The organism is Thalassospira sp. ABL2_045, from assembly GCF_056161285.1.
On sequence record NZ_JBSWYV010000009.1, the window covers coordinates 24,744 to 40,885 of the forward strand.

Here is a 16,142-nt window from a genome sequence, read left to right on the forward strand (position 1 = left end):
AGGGCACGCTGCCACAGCAACATGCCCTTCTCATAAATTAATTCTCGTCGTTTGGGCTTAGCCCTTCACCACGATATTGACCAGTTTTGGCGTCGGCTTGGCGACATAGATCACCTTGACGATGTCCTTGCCGTCCAGATGGCGGGCAACGTTCTCGTCCGCCTTGGCGAGTGCTTCGACCGTGGCCTGATCGGCATCGGCGGCAACCATCACGGACCCACGCTTCTTGCCATTGACCTGAACCGGAACTTCAAACTCGTCATCCTTGGCCTTTTCGGCATCGAATGCCGGCCAGTCGAACTTGATCACCGATTTCTTGGCACCGAATTCATCGGCGGCCATCCGGCTCATCAGCTCCTCACCCAGATGCGGGGCAAACGGGGCTACCATGAGTGCAAGTGCCTTGGCATGATCATCATGCACGGCATTCTGCTTGGTCAACGCATTGGTGAGCTCAATCAAGGCAGCAATCGCGGTGTTGAGGCGCAGATCGGCAATATCACCGGTCACCTTGGCAATCGTCTTGTGCAGAAGCGTTTCGATCTTGCCATCGACCTGATCGGTCCGCTCCATCTGGGTCGTGACTTTCCAGACGTTGGAGAGGAACCGCATCATGCCGACAATCGCGTCATACTGCCACGGTTTGGAGCTATCAAGCGGCCCCATATACATCTCATAGGTCCGGAAAGTGTCGATGGTGTATTGATCACATACTTCTTCGGGCGGGATACCGTTCTTGTAACGCTTGCCCATCTTGCCCGGCACGGTCGTCAACTGTTCATCCGTCTTGGCGTTGAACGGCACCTTCTTACCATCGACATCGCGCATTTCAACATCATGGATATCAACATAAACACCGCGCGCATCGGTATAGGCATCGGCCGTAATCATGCCCTGGTTAAACAGCTTCTGGAACGGCTCTGGCGTTGCGACATAGCCAAGGTCAAACAGGACCTTGTGCCAGAAACGCGAATACAGAAGATGCAGCACCGCATGCTCCGCCCCGCCGACATAAAGGTCAACCGCACCCGGAAGCGCATTGCCATCCTGATCGGTGCTGTTCGCCCAATAGGCTGCTGCATCGTCTGATGCAAATTTCGCATCATTCTTGGCATCGAAATAGCGCAGATAATACCAGCAAGACCCCGCCCAGTTCGGCATGGAGTTGGCATCACGCTTGAACGCGCGCACTTCGTATTCCGCACCCTCATGGCTGTGTTTGGAACCCACTTCGGCTTCAACCGGCAGAACCGAACCATCGGCAAGGACAATGCCGGTAACTTCCATCCAGTCCTTGGCACGCGCCAGCGGCGGCTCCGGCTCCGAATTCGGGTCTTCGTTCGATTTCGGTTTGAAATCGGTCATTTCAGGCAGAACGACCGGAAGGGCCGCCTCGGCAATGCCGTGAACCTGATCGGTTTCGGTGTCAAACAGGACCGGGAACGGCTCACCCCAATAACGCTGACGCGAGAACAGCCAATCGCGCAACTTGTACTGCACGCGACCGCGTCCAATGCCCTTGCCTTCCATCCATTCGATGATCTTGGCCTTGGCATCCGGGGTCGAAAGACCGTTGATCGAAACCTCGTCATTGGCGGAATTGATCGTCTCGCCAACTTCGGTTTGGGCCAGCTTGAAAGCCGCCGGCTTCGCCTCATAGCGCGCCAGAAGTGTTGCCGTATCTGCATCCGCCGCTTCGGCCGGGGCATTTTCTTTAAGCCACGCCTCGGACGGCTTGGTGGTTGCCTTGATCGGCAGATCAAATTTGTGGGCAAATTCAAAGTCGCGCTGATCGCCAGCCGGAACCGCCATGATCGCACCGGTGCCATAGCCCATCAGGACATAGTCGGCAATCCAGACCGGGATTTCTTCGCCGGTGACCGGGTTGGTCGCATGTGCGCCAATAAATACGCCGGTCTTTTCACGCTCGGCATCGTCCTTGGCCGATACGGCCTTAAGCTCGGACGCCTCTGCGCGATAGGCCGCAACATCGGCCTTTTTATCGGCGGCGCAAAGCTTATCGACCAGCGGATGTTCGGGCGCGAGAACCATATAGGTCGCCCCAAAGATCGTGTCCGGGCGGGTGGTATAGACCGCGATCTTTTCATCCGCACCATCAACGGTCTTGACCGGGAAGTTCACGCGTGCGCCAACAGAACGACCAATCCAGCCCTTCTGCATCTCGACCACGCCATTTGGCCAATCAAGCCCTTCAAGGTCCGCCACCAGACGATCGGCATAATCGGTAATGCGCAACATCCACTGTTTTAGCGGACGTTTATAGACCGGGTAATCACCACGTTCGGACTTGCCTTCGTTGGTGACTTCCTCGTTCGACAGAACCGTGCCCAGCATCGGGCACCAGTTGACCGGCACTTCATCGACATAGGCCAGACGCCCGCGATCAATCGCGCGGTCGATTTCCTTGCCTTCGGCTTTGGTGCCTTCACCAATCACCGATTTCGGCTGCGGCACGCCGTCTTCATCAAGAAGCCATTCACCGGACTCAAGCATCGGGCGCAGCTCGGCAATCGGGCGCGCACGGCCAGTAATCACCTGCCCCTGCGGGCTTTTCCATTCGACGGTCGGGTCATAGAAGCTGTTAAACAGCTGCAGGAAGATCCACTGAGTCCACTTGTAATAGTCGATATCGGTCGTGGCGAAACGACGATGCGGGTCATGGCCAAGGCCGATGACCTCAAGCTGGCGCAGCATGTTTTCGATATTGGCTTCGGTCGTGATGCGCGGATGCTGACCGGTCTGGATGGCGAACTGTTCCGCCGGCAGGCCAAAGGCATCAAAGCCCATGGAATGCAGAACATTTTTGCCACGCATGCGCTCGAACCGCGCCTTGACGTCTGTCGCGATATAACCCAGCGGGTGACCGATATGCAGGCCAACCCCGCTTGGATAGGGGAACATGTCCAGGATGACGCTTTTTTTCTTGCTTGCGTCGAAATCGGCATCGCCGGGATTTGGCGTACGATAGGTATCGTTTTCGCGCCAATATGCCTGCCAGCGCTTTTCAAATTCCCGCGCACTTTCCTGATAGTTCGCCACGCTCAATCAACTCCTGCCTATTGGATCGGGGCGCTGGCTCAAGGCCGCGCCAGTCCGACCAAATTGGGTTCAAAACACTTTGAACAGTGTTCATAAGCGCGCTTTGGCCTGCGTGCAACATCAGATAACGAGATTTCTGGCGAAAACCCGTCGTTTTCGAGAAACTTTTACCCCCAATCACCATCATCCCGATCCAAAGCCGAAAAGCGCATAGCCGCCCTGCGCCGCATCAACCCGGACTTGCACATCAGGACTGGATTTTTACGCCTTTCCATGCCATATTGAAGTTTGAATTCTGCCAAGCAAGCAACCGTACGAGAAATCGAGGCGTGGAATTGCTTGGAAAAGTGCTGGTTGTCAGCACAGCTCTCAAAGCTCTCCGTCCAGGGAGGACGAATATGGATATCACCATTGGTGGTCTGTCATCCCAACAATCCGGCGCCTCTGCGCGCTCGGCACAATCCTATTTGCCGGGCCAGGGCGATTCTGAAAAAACCGGCAATAACGGCACGTCGGCCTTTGCGGCTGCGACGTCTGTCTCGCTGTCTTCTGAATCCGCCACGCGCCTGTCGGCCGACAACATCGTTGCCGCGATCAATGAAAGCCTGCAATCGACCGGTCTGTCGATTCAGGGCGTTGATCCCGATGATTTCACGCCCGAAGCGGTTGCCGATCGCATTCTCGCCCGCGTTGGCGATCTGATTGCCTCAAACGCAAGCTCCGAGACCGAGGCCCGCGAAATCTTCGATCAAGCCAGCGAAGGCATTCAGGCCGGTCTTGAAGACGCCCGTGCCGTCCTTGACGGTCTGGGTGCGCTCAATGACGAAATCAATGGCAATATCAACGAAACCGAAGAACGCCTGAACGAAGGCCTGCAAAGCATCGAGCAGCGCCTGACCGAGCTGTATAACAGCAACGCGTCAGAAGAAGCCGCAGAGGCCGCAACGCCGGAACGCGATGAACAGGTCCTGCAGTCGCAGATCACCCAGACCGCACAGGCCAGCCAAGCCTACGCCGAAGCCGGCAGCAATGCCCAGCGCAATGCACCGCGTTATGGCACCAACGGCTGACTTTCCAAACATTTCGTTCGCACAAATTAAAACCGGCTCCTTTGGGGCCGGTTTTTCTTTTGCATTCATGTCTTTTTTGCTTTCTCAAGGATCAGAAAGCTCGATGAAGTGGCAATGAAGAACAAAAACTACACCTCAGGGCAAACCTACCAACTGGTGGTATTCCTTGACCATCACCATTTAATTACCGGGATATTTCACCACTAGAGATTGTTTGTATCAACGTCGATAAAAATTTCTGAGAGGAAACTCCCGCAACCCCAACACAAACATCATCCAAGCTTGCCGACCAGGACAACCCGCGCCTTGGGTTAAAAATTCCAATCCGAGTAAAGGAGAACTGATTGGCAGCAAAACTCAGTGCAGCGTAGGTTAGAAGCTGTTTAATATCAATTCCTCGAAATGGGCGATTAACAGTTTTCACTTCAAATAAAGTGTTACCGAATATTACGTCCCCTTCTGACGCATCAACGTAACCACACCCGTTGAAAATCGGCCTCAAGATAAATTCTTGAAAGCCAAAACCAACGCTGAAAAAATTCTCAAGATTAGAAGCAATCAAATTTGCCTCAGCCACCTGGTCTTTACTGAGATTTTCATCAACAACTCCACGACGGTCGAATGCCGACAGCCTTTTTGTAGCGTCTCGCAATGAAAAATCGAGTATTGCATCGCGATCAAGTGGCGCTTCAGATTTTCTGTTCAGTTCACTATGAAAGAAAATACTGAATCCCAGCTCTGCGATTAGAGCATTGTTTCTTGTTGATACATCAACAATGGGAGGCATTTCCCGCTTACTATCGTTCAAATTGACGCTTCGGACAAAATGCTCAAACGTTGGGGAATTAGTTTTCCAGAAGGAATTGTATGAAGCTGCGAATACACTTGCATCAATCACAAGGTAATACTCCACCCATTTTGAGAAGTTTTATCTCCCGCCCACTTCTTTATTAGGTTTTCAAACGGAGAGAAGTCTTTTTCAATATGTTTTCTCCAATGATTACCCTCATCTTTCAAAACATATGATGCAACGATTAAGGCCCGCCTCTCAGGCCCCAACAGCTCTCTAAACCTATTCTTTAAGTCAGAAATCCAATACCACTCTCCCCAACGGGCCATGATGAGAATAACGTCCCTACGAACCGATGAGGACGATGAACGGCTATAAATTTTATGGAGGAGGGCGAGATTAACAGGACTGTTGGTATGCGATAGCACTCGGACCAAATAGCCCAAATGAATATCAACTCTGATTAAATGAGAATCTTCTTCCACAAGATCCTTAATCTTATCAATCACATACAATTTTACTTCATCACTTATCTCATCATACACCTTGTCTACTACCAAGAAAACAGATGACAATATTGGATATAAAACTTCTAAACTATCCATCAATGATACTATCGCATCATTCTTTGATTTATCATCGAGATACCTAATGGCGGAAATAATCTTCCTTCCAAGAGCCGTATGAATTCGACTTTTCCCAAGCTCTGATCGAAGCATACTAATTATATCGAATTTCCTGATTTCCGACTTCAGATGATTGTAATCATCTTCAGCAGTAGGTGAATACGGATCAAATCTCAGAGAAAATCTGAAGAAACTACGGCTATTGTGCCACTCCGCTGCAACTCGCCCTTCGCCTTCTGGATCAGCCTCATCAACCAGTTGCTTCAACGGATTGGTAGCCTGAAATTCAGCCGAACTCATGATCCGGGTCTTGGATTTTTGCAGCGACAACCCCTGATTGTCGAAAAGCTTCTCAGATAAGAAAATAAGTTGTCGGTATGCTTCCTCCATTGAATTTGAGAACAAGTGGTAGTCATCAGCAAATCGTGCAAATCGAATATTGTTCATGATCAACAATTGGTCGACCTGATTTATAGTCAGCTCGGATAGAATCCGAGCCGCTGGCCCACCAATAGGAAGCCCAAAAGATCGTTGACCAGAGTAGTTCATCAGAAAGTTAATTAACTTACTTGGATACGATGTTTCACCAGCCACCTGCTTAAGCGCATTTTCCAATCGATGATATCCAAGTCTTGGATAAAACTCGGAAATGTCGCACACCACTACAAACTCGTACTCTTTCGACAACTCCGAAGAAACCTGCATAAACTTTGCCCAGTTGTAATCCTGGTCAAACAAATCGCCTGTCTTCTTATTTGGGAGATATCTGTATGAAAAAACTAATTCGTCTTCTTTCTTTGGTCGGACTTTTTCAATCCTTTTTGCGAGCGCCAGCACGCACGAAAGAAAGTAAACGTTCCATATTGGATCCATCTGCGTAGCCCACCTGAACCCTGTATACGATACAGGCGTCAAAGCACTTAAATGCAGAGGCGAGAACCGAGCCAAATAATCGTTGAAGTTGTCATCATATTCTTGAACAAGATCAACCACCTCATCAGATTTATCGAATATTACTTTATTTTCAAATGGGTAGGGGAATATATCGGTGTCGCCGTGCTTATCTATGTTCGCAATAGCAAGCTTCACTGCACTTTTAAATTGCGCCTTGTTTACCATGATGCCCCTTGGTTATCTGATTTCAACTTGGCCAAAGTGTTGAAACAAAAAGAGCGCTCGACCCAATTCCGGGGAGCGCTCTTAATGGATGGGAAGGTCTACCGTTCCCGCTATCCAACTTGCCGAAATTGCACAAAATACAGACAGTACAGTCTCGAGGGTTAGAGTTGCGGAATTTACCTTGTTACGAGCCACGTAAACGTTGTTTCGTTTTTCAAAGACCATGGAATACTCCTTTCGCTTTAGTAGCCAAAATTGACCAATTAGAAGAGAAGCAACCACGCCAAGCAAGATAGCAGGATTTGAACCTACGACCATCCCCTTAACTTATGCTAATATATACTCGCCAGGGTAGAAAAAATCAACCATCGAAGAAATCAATTTAGGATGTAATTATCACGGCGTTCCACCCCATGACCCAAAGCATTTACCTGATAGTATTCGATAATGCGCCCATCCTGACCACGCTCACGATCCCCAATGATCCAAAAGAGCTTTTATCCGCAAGGAGTATAGGTTTGAATACGTCCGCTAACAGCTTTCAAACCAACCCTTGCAAAATTCATCACACTATATATAAATCTAATATACGGTCTTTCATGTAGAGAGAGCCGTAACGTGCAATCAACGCCTTGCTTGTTCAGGTAGGAACTTTGACATGGCTCTGAATATCGATTTTATCCGCGCTGCATTTGCGGCCCAGCGTTGCCCGCACCCCGTTTTCGGGTCGGCAATGCCGTGTGTCTGCGCACTGTGGCGTGAAACGATAGGCGCGCTTTCCCTGCGCGACGTTGCTTTGCACGCGCAAAACACACTTCCCAAACAAAACCTGATCGGGTCGGCTTTGCTCTGCGCGCGAAGCCATCGGCCACGATCATGTCCCCGGCACTCCGGGTACCTGTTGCAACACGCCTAGCGTGCCAAAACTGTTCACTTGTTGAAGGCCTTGTGTTTCCCGCAAGGCCTTCTTTTTTTGGCACAGCCCGGCAAGAAACGTCTGCCTGTTGCTTCCCCTTCTTTGGTGTAGGAGAATATATTATATATGTTTTTCAGATACTTATGAATAACAAAACCCTAATATTATCTGTTGCAATTTCAGTTTTATCTAATTAATCTTTTGCGCAGTCGACCTCATGTAGAGGTCACATGACCAAAGACCACAAACGCCGCCACCCTTCGTTTTGCTTGTTCAGGTAGGAACTGCGACATGGCGTCAAATATCATATCCAACCATGCGGCGAGCCTTGCTCACCGCAATCTGTTACGCGCCGAGGAAGCGACAACCAGGTCGCTTGCCAAATTGGCATCGGGACAGCGTGTTTTATCCGCGCGCGATGATGCCACCTCCATGGCCATCGGCGCACGACTGAATTCGACCGCCTCGGCCATTACGTCGGGGATTGTCAATATCGGTCAGGGCAATTCCATGCTGCAAATCGCGGATGGCGGCATGGCCACCATCAGTGATGCGCTGATCCGCATGAAAACACTGGCCGCCCAGGCCGCATCGGGAAACCTCTCAGAAGCCGAGCGCGGGTTTCTCAATGATGAATTCATCGGACTACGTGACGAGATCAATCGAATTGCATCCTCAAGCAACTTCAACGGCATCCAGCTGTTGGGCGACAGCAGCGATGTGTCGCTTGATTATTCGGACCTCAAGACCGGGGGCAGCGCACGCGCCCTGTCACATGCCAACGGCTTTTCCAATGTTGCCATTACCCATGACAATTATTGGGCCAGTGATGACGGCGATGACGGACTTGGCGACACCCAACTTCGGCTTGATCTGACAAAAAGTGGCGACCGGGTTTTCCTCAATGCCATTGCCGATATTGATGGCAATTCGAATGATCGAAGCCACAGCATCGATGTCACCGACTACGCCACCGGCGGCAGCAAGGCCCTTACCCTTGCCGACAAGCTGAGCCTTGAATTTGATGATGTCGGGGTGAAGGTTGATCTGAACTTCAATATCGGGGCGACGATCGCAAATGCCCTGTCACAGGGCTCAGACGGTGCCGGGGCGGACGGATCCACAAGCATTCAGCTTTTTGGCGCCAACCCGACATTCTCGGTGCTTGAAGATCAGGGCAAGGAACTCTCTGATCGGGTTTACTTGCAGGTCGGAAGCGGCGGGACCGCCGCCGATCAGGTGTCGATTGCGATGACCGCGGTTGATGGTGCCAACCTTGGCAGCGGCAAGAACGGCACCGAACAAAGCCTTGATGATCTTGGCAGCAATGCCATTGCCACATCCGCCAAGGCCCGCGAAGCGATCGAAACCGTCACACGGGCGATTGATGACCTTCAGCGCGCCCGCACCAATATCGGCACCAACCAGAACCGCCTGGATGTCGCCAGTCAGAACCTTTCCGCAACCCTTGAAAATGTCGAGGAGGCACGTTCCAGCCTGCTTGATCTCGATGTTGCGGCAGAACTGACGGACTTTACCTCCAACCAGCTTTTGGTCAAATCGAGTGTCGCGGTGCTCGCGCGCATCAGCGAAATACGCCAGAACCTGTTACGCTTGCTGGAAGGTTGAAGAGCCCCCTTTCAGTGTGCAGGGTCCAAACTCTTTCAAATGACCGTTCCGGTCTCGCGGATCGATCATTTGAATGAGTTTGGACCCTGAGAAGCCCCGCGCCGATGCATGGGGCTTCTCACCGGCATTGCGCTGCAAAACATGCTTTAAACAGGTCACTGTTTACGTCTATGGTCATGTCATAACCCAAAGGGAAACGGACCGACCATGACCACCACCCCGACATCCGAGACTTGGCAAAATCTTTCCACTGACTGGATCACCTGGGCGGAACGCCTGGCGCCAGCGGCCGAGAAAATCAATCGCCACATGATCGAGGCGGCTGACCTCAAGGGCCTTTCAGCCAAGCGTGATGGCGCCCCGCTTGAGATCCTTGATCTGGCATCCGGGGTCGGCGAACCAGCCTTTTCCTTTGCCCGCGCACTTGGCGGTGGCAGCGAGGAAGATCGCGTCAATATTCCCGGGGTGACCGGCACGGTAACGGCAACCGATATCGTGCCCGACATGTGCGATGCCCTGATGGAGCGCGCAGCGGAAGAAGAAATTTCCAACATCACGGCAACCCCCGCCGATATGGAAAAGCTGCCCTTTGAGGATCAAAGCTTTGATGTGGTGTCATGCCGCTTTGGCGTGATGTTCTGCGATGATCCCGACAAGGCATTGCGCGAAGCATTCCGCGTTCTGCGCCCGGGCGGCAAGGCCGTTTTCATGGTCTGGGCACCGTTGGTGGATAACCCGCTTTTTGCTGCGATGGATGCGGTTCTGGGCAATATCCTTGGCATCGGGTTCGATGCGGCCGGGCTTGATCCGTTTTGCTTTGGCGATGTCGAAAATGCCACCGCCCGCCTGCAACAGGCCGGCTTTGGCGATGTCACCGATGCCAGCCACAGCCCGGCAGGGCGCATCCCCGAAACCGCCCCGTTCTGGAAGCCGCAAATGGACATGCTGTTTGGCAATGTCCTGCGCAAGTCATCGGATATGGAAGTCGGCGCGATCAATGCCGCCATGTTTGAAACCCTCGCCCCCTATATCGAAGACGGCCATTTTCAGGTCCCGATTTGTTTTCATGTACTTAGCGGAACGCGCGCCTGATTGCGCGCGCCTCCGACCAGTGACCTGACGCAGGAACCCCAGCATTCCTGCGCACCACGCATGGCCGCATGCGTGCATTTTTGCTTGCGCTTGGCCGCGCATCATGGCACACCGCGCCCCCTTGGAAGGATGATCCTTCCCCTGTCGTAGCACCAGGTTAAAAACACGAAAGACTTATCATTATGAAGACGATTGTCGTCTGCTCTGGCGGGCTGGATTCCGTCACGCTGGCCTATAAGGTCGCGACCGAGCACAACCTGCATTCCCTGATTTCGTTCGATTATGGCCAGCGCCATAAAAAGGAACTCGATTTCGCCGCCCGCACGGCGCGCGATCTTGGTGTGAAACATCACATCGTGGATCTGACCCCGGTGGGGGCCCTTCTGGGCGGATCATCGCTGACCAGTGATGATATCGATGTGCCCGATGGCCATTACGCCGAAGAAACCATGCGCGTCACCGTGGTCCCCAATCGCAATGCCATCATGCTCGCTGTTGCCTTTGGTGCGGCGGCAAGTGCCGGGGCCGATGCGGTGGCCGCAGCTGTGCATGGCGGGGATCATTTCATCTACCCCGATTGCCGTCCCGATTTCATCAACGCCTTTCAGGCCATGCAGGACCACGCGCTTGAAGGGGTCAAGGACGTCAAACTCTATACGCCGTTTGTCAATATCTCCAAGGCCGACATCGCGCTTGAAGCCGGTCGTCTTGGGGTGCCGGTTGACCTGACCTGGTCTTGTTATAAGGGTGGTGACACCCATTGCGGGCGCTGTGGGACCTGCGTTGAACGGCGCGAGGCACTTGAACTCGCCCGGGTCAAGGACCCGACGGTTTATCAGGATCGCGATTACTGGAAACAGGCCCGCGCAGATCATCGCGCGCGCCAGCTTGCCAATCACGAAACCGAAGCCACCACCAGCGCCGCGGAATAACATTTTCCATTTTCTGTACCATGGATGCCCGCCTGCGCGGGCATGACGTTTGTCCGTTGTGTTGCCAAACGAGTTCCGTCATTCCCGCGAAGGCGGGTACGGGGACCTCGATCCGCATGCGCATGGCCGCAAAAATGGACGACACCGAAAGAAAACCGATGTTCACCATCACCAAACAATTTGCCTTTTCCGCCAGCCATCAGCTGAGCGGCCTTGAGGAAGACCACCCGTGCGCCCGCCTGCATGGCCATAACTATATCGTCGAGGTCGAGCTTAAGGGAGCCAGCCTTGATGAACGTGGCTTTGTGCGCGATTACCGCGAACTTGGTCCGCTCAAACGTCTGATCGATGACGCGTTTGATCACCGGCACTTGAATGAGGTTCTCGGTCACGACCATCCGACGGCAGAACGTCTGGCATTGTTCTTTTATGACTGGGCACATGATCGCTGGCCGGAGGTATCCGCGGTGCGGGTGTCCGAAACGCCAAAAACCTGGGCGGAATATCGTCCATGACAGTGCACGACCCCAAGCTTGCCGAGCTTTCCGAGGCGCGCGGTAAAATCCGCATTTCGGAAATCTTTGGTCCGACCGTTCAGGGCGAAGGCTCCCTGATCGGCATGCCAACCGTGTTTGTCCGCACAGGTGGATGCGATTTCCGCTGTTCGTGGTGCGACACGCTTTATGCCGTTGATCCGGCCTTTCGCGCCGACTGGAAACCGATGTCTGCGGCCGAGGTATTGGACACGGTCAAAAAGCTGTCTGGTGGCAAGCCGATCCTGATCACGCTATCGGGCGGCAATCCTGCGATCCAGCCATTGGGTGAGCTGATCACCATGGGCAAGGCAGAAGGGTTCACCTTTGCGATTGAAACCCAGGGCAGCATCGCCAAGGACTGGTTTGCCGATCTCAATTTCCTGACGATCAGCCCCAAACCGCCAAGCGCCTCGACCAGCTTTGATAAGGACGCGCTTGCGGCCTGCGTGGATGCCGCGCAAGCCAATGGCATGCTCGATGGTCCGGCGATTACGCTGAAATTCCCGGTCCGGGATGAAGCCGACCTGCTATTTGCCGATTATGTGAGGAACCTTCACATTGGCATTCCGGTCTGTTTGCAGCCGGTCAACACCACCCCTGCCGAGCCACACCCCGATGGTGCAGACGGGGTGGATATCGATGGGCTAACGGAACGCTATCGCTGGCTGGTCGATGAAGTCGCCAAACGCAAATGGTTTGATGTCCGCGTTTTACCGCAATGGCATGTCCATGTCTGGGGTAATCTGCGCGGGATTTAACGATACGACACAGGCCCGAAATAACTACCATAGGTTAATAACTTTTCCACAGTAGAATCTTATGGTTGATAAAACCTCCTTTTTGGTTGTATATTACTGAAATCAAATTATCGGGGGATAAGAACAATGTTGTACAAAGCACTTGTAATTGTATTGGTATTGAGCGGCGCTGTAGGCCTTTCCATCACTGCAAGCGAATCATTTGCAGCGGGACCGTGCAACCCTTCTGCACAAAAATGCATTTGATTTGAAGTAACAGCTGCCATGAACGAGCAGTTGCTATACTGGCTTGTCGTTGGAGTTGGGGCCTTCACACTTGTGGTTGAAGCTTACAAGAGCTTCAACTCCCCTAACGGACGACACCCATTTGAATTGCATCCGATCCTGCAACAGGTTGAAGCACGGACGCTTTGTACTAATGGGGAGATCATTGCAGGTTTCCTTTTCTACGCTGCAATGTATCTTGTGCTTTACGCTGCAATTTTGGGCTCGGCAGAGATATACACTCTTGTATCTCTTGCCGCCAGCGCTCAAAAGACTGTTGGCGCGATTGCCACCCCTGGTGAGCATGACTTCTACGGTAAGCCGATAGTCGTTTCCGCCTTACTTATATCTTTCCTCTCACTGGGACCAGTCAAGCCGATAGAACGCACGATGCGCAGCTTTGCCCATCGCTTGGCAGGCATACCTCGTGGTGTTTATCGGGTTATCGAAAGTCTCCATGCGTTTCCATTCGAGAAGCACTGCTCGCAGATCGCAACGCCCTTATGCAGCAAATTCGATAAAAAGTTGCCTCCCGTAAAAAATCAAAAAGATGCATTCCTTCACATCTCCGAGATAAAAAGCTCTCTACTTGCAATTGATTGCCTTGCGATAGCAACGCGGACAGACAACCGTACACTTTATTTTCCTATGCATCGCATGTCTCAGCTTACGGAATTGCTTAGAACCTTGGAAGAAGAACACCTAGAACTGGGCAAAGCAATCGAGGCACTTCCTGCACACAAATCAACTTTGCAATCAAGCATGACCGATGATGAAGAAAAGGCTTATGTTGATTTAGCAAGAAAAGCCGCCATCGCGCGCGAGAACACTATGGCATTGTTTTCCGTAATGTTTGTGAGAAACAATCGATCAATTTTCAGCGTCCAACAAATCGTTCGTGGTCCCGAAAGCTCACCCGACAAATCCAACCCGATAGAATCACTTAAGAAATTCATTCAAGGGACATACAACGCAGAGCAGAATGCGTTTGCACTGGCATTTTTCGCTGCCATTTCTCTTGGTTTCATATTGATTTTTTTAACGTACTTTGCCTCGGCAAAAATCATGGATATTTTTTATGATGAACAATTATATCCAAGTGTTGACCTTGCTGTAACGGCAGCCGGTTGGGACTGCATTCGGTCTGCTGCCGTAATTTTTTCAAGCGTTTTATTCGTTATTTTCGCGCGAGAGGTTCGTGTCGAGCAGCAGTCATGGAATTCGAACTGGAAGTTTCATCACTTTCCTTTCTTACGCATACTCAGTCTTTCTTTGTTTTCAGGTATCGCTGCCATATTCTCAAGCGCATTTATCGACACCGCCAACCTTGCCTTCGATGTCGAGTTCCAGCTGACAACAACGCAAATCACCTTTCAGTTTCAGCAGTTCGGCAAGTTTTATTTTCTGCAGTTTGGTACAGGTCTGATTCTAGCCTTTGCTGCTCTGGTGATAATGGACAAACATGACCACCTCCATTCCAAACGGACGATCGCAATCGCCTTATTATTCGGAGTGGCTTACTGCGCATATATGTTCTTTGTGAACTTTGTCGCTTACGATGTCCCATGGACTTACCGGTCAACCCGAGACGCAATTATCTTTAGCATCCAACCCATTATATTCCTGACGTTTTTTGCAGTATTGCTTGAGCTTAGCGAAGGACCCAAAACGCCAGAGCCAGAGCCAGAGCCAAAGCCAAAGCCAAAGCCAAAATCGAAATCGAAATCGAAATCGAAATTGGAACCAGATCCAGCGGGGAAATAACAAATCATGTCGAGATGCTTCTGGCTGATTTGCATTGGTCTTCTGACAGTGGCTGCAGCAAGTTGGCCAACTTTAGCCAAAGCACAAGCAGGCGCTTCAAAGCCTAAAAATATTTGTGAGGACAAAATAAAGCTCTGCATCGGAGTCAGGAGCCAAGCACGGCCATTCTCTTATAAACCGAGATTCACATCCGAGATTATAACAGATGGCACCTTCGGCCCACTCGCACGCGAGGGATATACTGGATATATCGTTCGTATCTGCGATGCGGTCCTTAAGGAAATGACCTTGAACACAGGAGACAAGGACACAACACTGAATTACTCGGAAATCGGTGTTGTCGATCTTGATGCTGATGAGCCAACTGATGATTCAACACTGAATTACTCGGAAATCGGTGTTGTCGATCTTAATGCTGATGAGCCAACTGATGATTCAACACTGAATTACTCGGAAATCGGTGTTGTCGATCTTAATGCTGATGAGCCACCTGATGTTTCTAGACTAAAATATCTTGGTCAGCGCTTCGATATTCTGTGTGACCCAACGACAATATCAAATGATCGCCGTTCAGATTACACGGTTTCTGCGCCGCTTTTTCTCACAGGTGTCAGCTATATTACACTGGCTGGCGAAAACAGATCGGGCGCAGCACCCGCAGCATGTAGCACAAATCACAACCTGATCGGGGTGGTAAAAGGAACCAACGGCCGTTATGCCATCAAGGCACTAGCCAACACCAACGAGCTACCCTCGTACAAAGAAGAAATCAACTCCTTCCTAAACGTCGGCAACGGTTGCACGAAATCACTGTCGATTTATCAAACTTATGAGAACGTGAAGCAAGCAGCAAAGGCTTTTTGTGAGGGAAATGTGCCATACTACGTTGGACCCTCGCAAGAATTTACAAATACAATTTCAGATTTCGAAAACTGTTTCGCCACAATGCATGGCAAATATTTTGTTAATAATAAAGTAATATTAGAGAATAGAGATAACCAACCATGTCACCAAAAGTACCCGCTTGTCGGAATTACTGTTGCTAAAAATGAGCCCACTTCCAGGACAGAAACCCGAATTAAAGAAGCAAGAATACCGTCATTAGCATCAGATGAAGCAGAAGCTGATGCGCTAGATGAAGAAACATCCCGCCCCCTAATAACCGGAGGTGAGTCCTGCTCGCCCTACAAAAAGCTTGTAAAGAGCTTCTATAATCACAAAGAGGCAGCCCAAGCCTTCTGCAAAGGCGAGGTTTTCTACTATGTCGGAGATCTGGAAATCATAACCGAAAATGCACAGGCTGTTGCAGGCTGTGCATATGAAAATGGCAGCCAGACATATACAACTGACAGGTATGGGATTTTCGGCAAAGCGATCGAGCAAGATAAATCCGGCAAGGAAACTGAGGACACGGAGCGACGCCTGAGAGTTGCACAATTCTTTGAAATTTTGTCCCGAAAAACCGTCTTTACGCCCTCGATCCTTGATGCAGCATTTGAAAGCACCTTTAACGGACGAAAACCCAGCGAGAAACTTGCAGATTTTTACGAAAGTATCCGAGGCACATACCCCGTCCGCTAGTCGCG

At 51.2% G+C, this 16,142-nt stretch carries 11 protein-coding genes; 8 read left to right on the plus strand and 3 right to left on the minus strand.

The window, feature by feature from the left end; genetic code table 11:
* Positions 1-57: 57 nt before the first annotated feature.
* Positions 58-3,060, minus strand: coding sequence for a leucine--tRNA ligase (locus ACXAIA_RS13415; RefSeq protein WP_475349765.1), 3,003 nt, complete (start codon positions 3,058-3,060; stop codon positions 58-60).
* Between the two features lie 398 nt (positions 3,061-3,458).
* Here ACXAIA_RS13415 and ACXAIA_RS13420 point away from each other — a divergent pair, with 398 nt between their 5' ends.
* Complete coding sequence (locus ACXAIA_RS13420) at positions 3,459-4,130, plus strand: DUF5610 domain-containing protein (RefSeq protein ID WP_475349766.1); 672 nt, start codon at positions 3,459-3,461, stop codon at positions 4,128-4,130.
* Positions 4,131-4,314: 184 nt separating this feature from the next.
* Here ACXAIA_RS13420 and ACXAIA_RS13425 read toward each other — a convergent pair whose 3' ends face one another.
* Both ACXAIA_RS13425 and ACXAIA_RS13430 read right to left on the minus strand, forming a co-directional pair.
* The gene (locus tag ACXAIA_RS13425; protein WP_475349767.1) at positions 4,315-5,028 is read right to left on the minus strand and encodes a hypothetical protein; all 714 of its coding nucleotides are present in this window, start codon (positions 5,026-5,028) and stop codon (positions 4,315-4,317) included.
* Positions 5,025-6,665: an RNA-directed DNA polymerase gene (locus tag ACXAIA_RS13430; protein WP_475349768.1), complete on the minus strand. Its 1,641-nt coding sequence runs from the start codon at positions 6,663-6,665 to the stop codon at positions 5,025-5,027. Before ACXAIA_RS13430 ends, ACXAIA_RS13425 begins: the two co-directional genes overlap by 4 nt.
* Positions 6,666-7,872: 1,207 nt before the next feature.
* On the opposite strand from ACXAIA_RS13430, the gene ACXAIA_RS13435 reads away from it, so the two are divergent.
* From ACXAIA_RS13435 to ACXAIA_RS13465, 7 genes are all read left to right on the plus strand, one after another.
* On the plus strand, positions 7,873-9,210 hold the full coding sequence (locus ACXAIA_RS13435; protein ID WP_475349769.1) for a flagellin N-terminal helical domain-containing protein: 1,338 nt from the start codon (positions 7,873-7,875) through the stop codon (positions 9,208-9,210).
* A 207-nt stretch (positions 9,211-9,417) separates the two neighbouring features.
* Positions 9,418-10,302 (plus strand): class I SAM-dependent methyltransferase, encoded by an 885-nt coding sequence (locus ACXAIA_RS13440; protein ID WP_475349770.1) that lies wholly within the window; start codon positions 9,418-9,420, stop codon positions 10,300-10,302.
* Positions 10,303-10,484: 182 nt separating this feature from the next.
* Complete coding sequence (queC, locus tag ACXAIA_RS13445; RefSeq protein ID WP_475349771.1) at positions 10,485-11,234, plus strand: 7-cyano-7-deazaguanine synthase QueC; 750 nt, start codon at positions 10,485-10,487, stop codon at positions 11,232-11,234.
* Positions 11,235-11,392: 158 nt separating this feature from the next.
* The gene (gene queD, locus ACXAIA_RS13450; protein WP_475349772.1) at positions 11,393-11,749 is read left to right on the plus strand and encodes a 6-carboxytetrahydropterin synthase QueD; all 357 of its coding nucleotides are present in this window, start codon (positions 11,393-11,395) and stop codon (positions 11,747-11,749) included.
* The gene (gene queE, locus ACXAIA_RS13455; protein WP_475349773.1) at positions 11,746-12,528 is read left to right on the plus strand and encodes a 7-carboxy-7-deazaguanine synthase QueE; all 783 of its coding nucleotides are present in this window, start codon (positions 11,746-11,748) and stop codon (positions 12,526-12,528) included. Before queD ends, queE begins: the two co-directional genes overlap by 4 nt.
* A gap of 264 nt (positions 12,529-12,792) precedes the next feature.
* Positions 12,793-14,556 carry a hypothetical protein gene (locus tag ACXAIA_RS13460; RefSeq protein ID WP_475349774.1) on the plus strand — a complete coding sequence of 588 codons (1,764 nt, stop codon included), beginning with the start codon at positions 12,793-12,795 and terminating at the stop codon, positions 14,554-14,556.
* Between the two features lie 6 nt (positions 14,557-14,562).
* On the plus strand, positions 14,563-16,137 hold the full coding sequence (locus ACXAIA_RS13465) for a hypothetical protein (protein ID WP_475349775.1): 1,575 nt from the start codon (positions 14,563-14,565) through the stop codon (positions 16,135-16,137).
* Positions 16,138-16,142 lie beyond the last annotated feature (5 nt).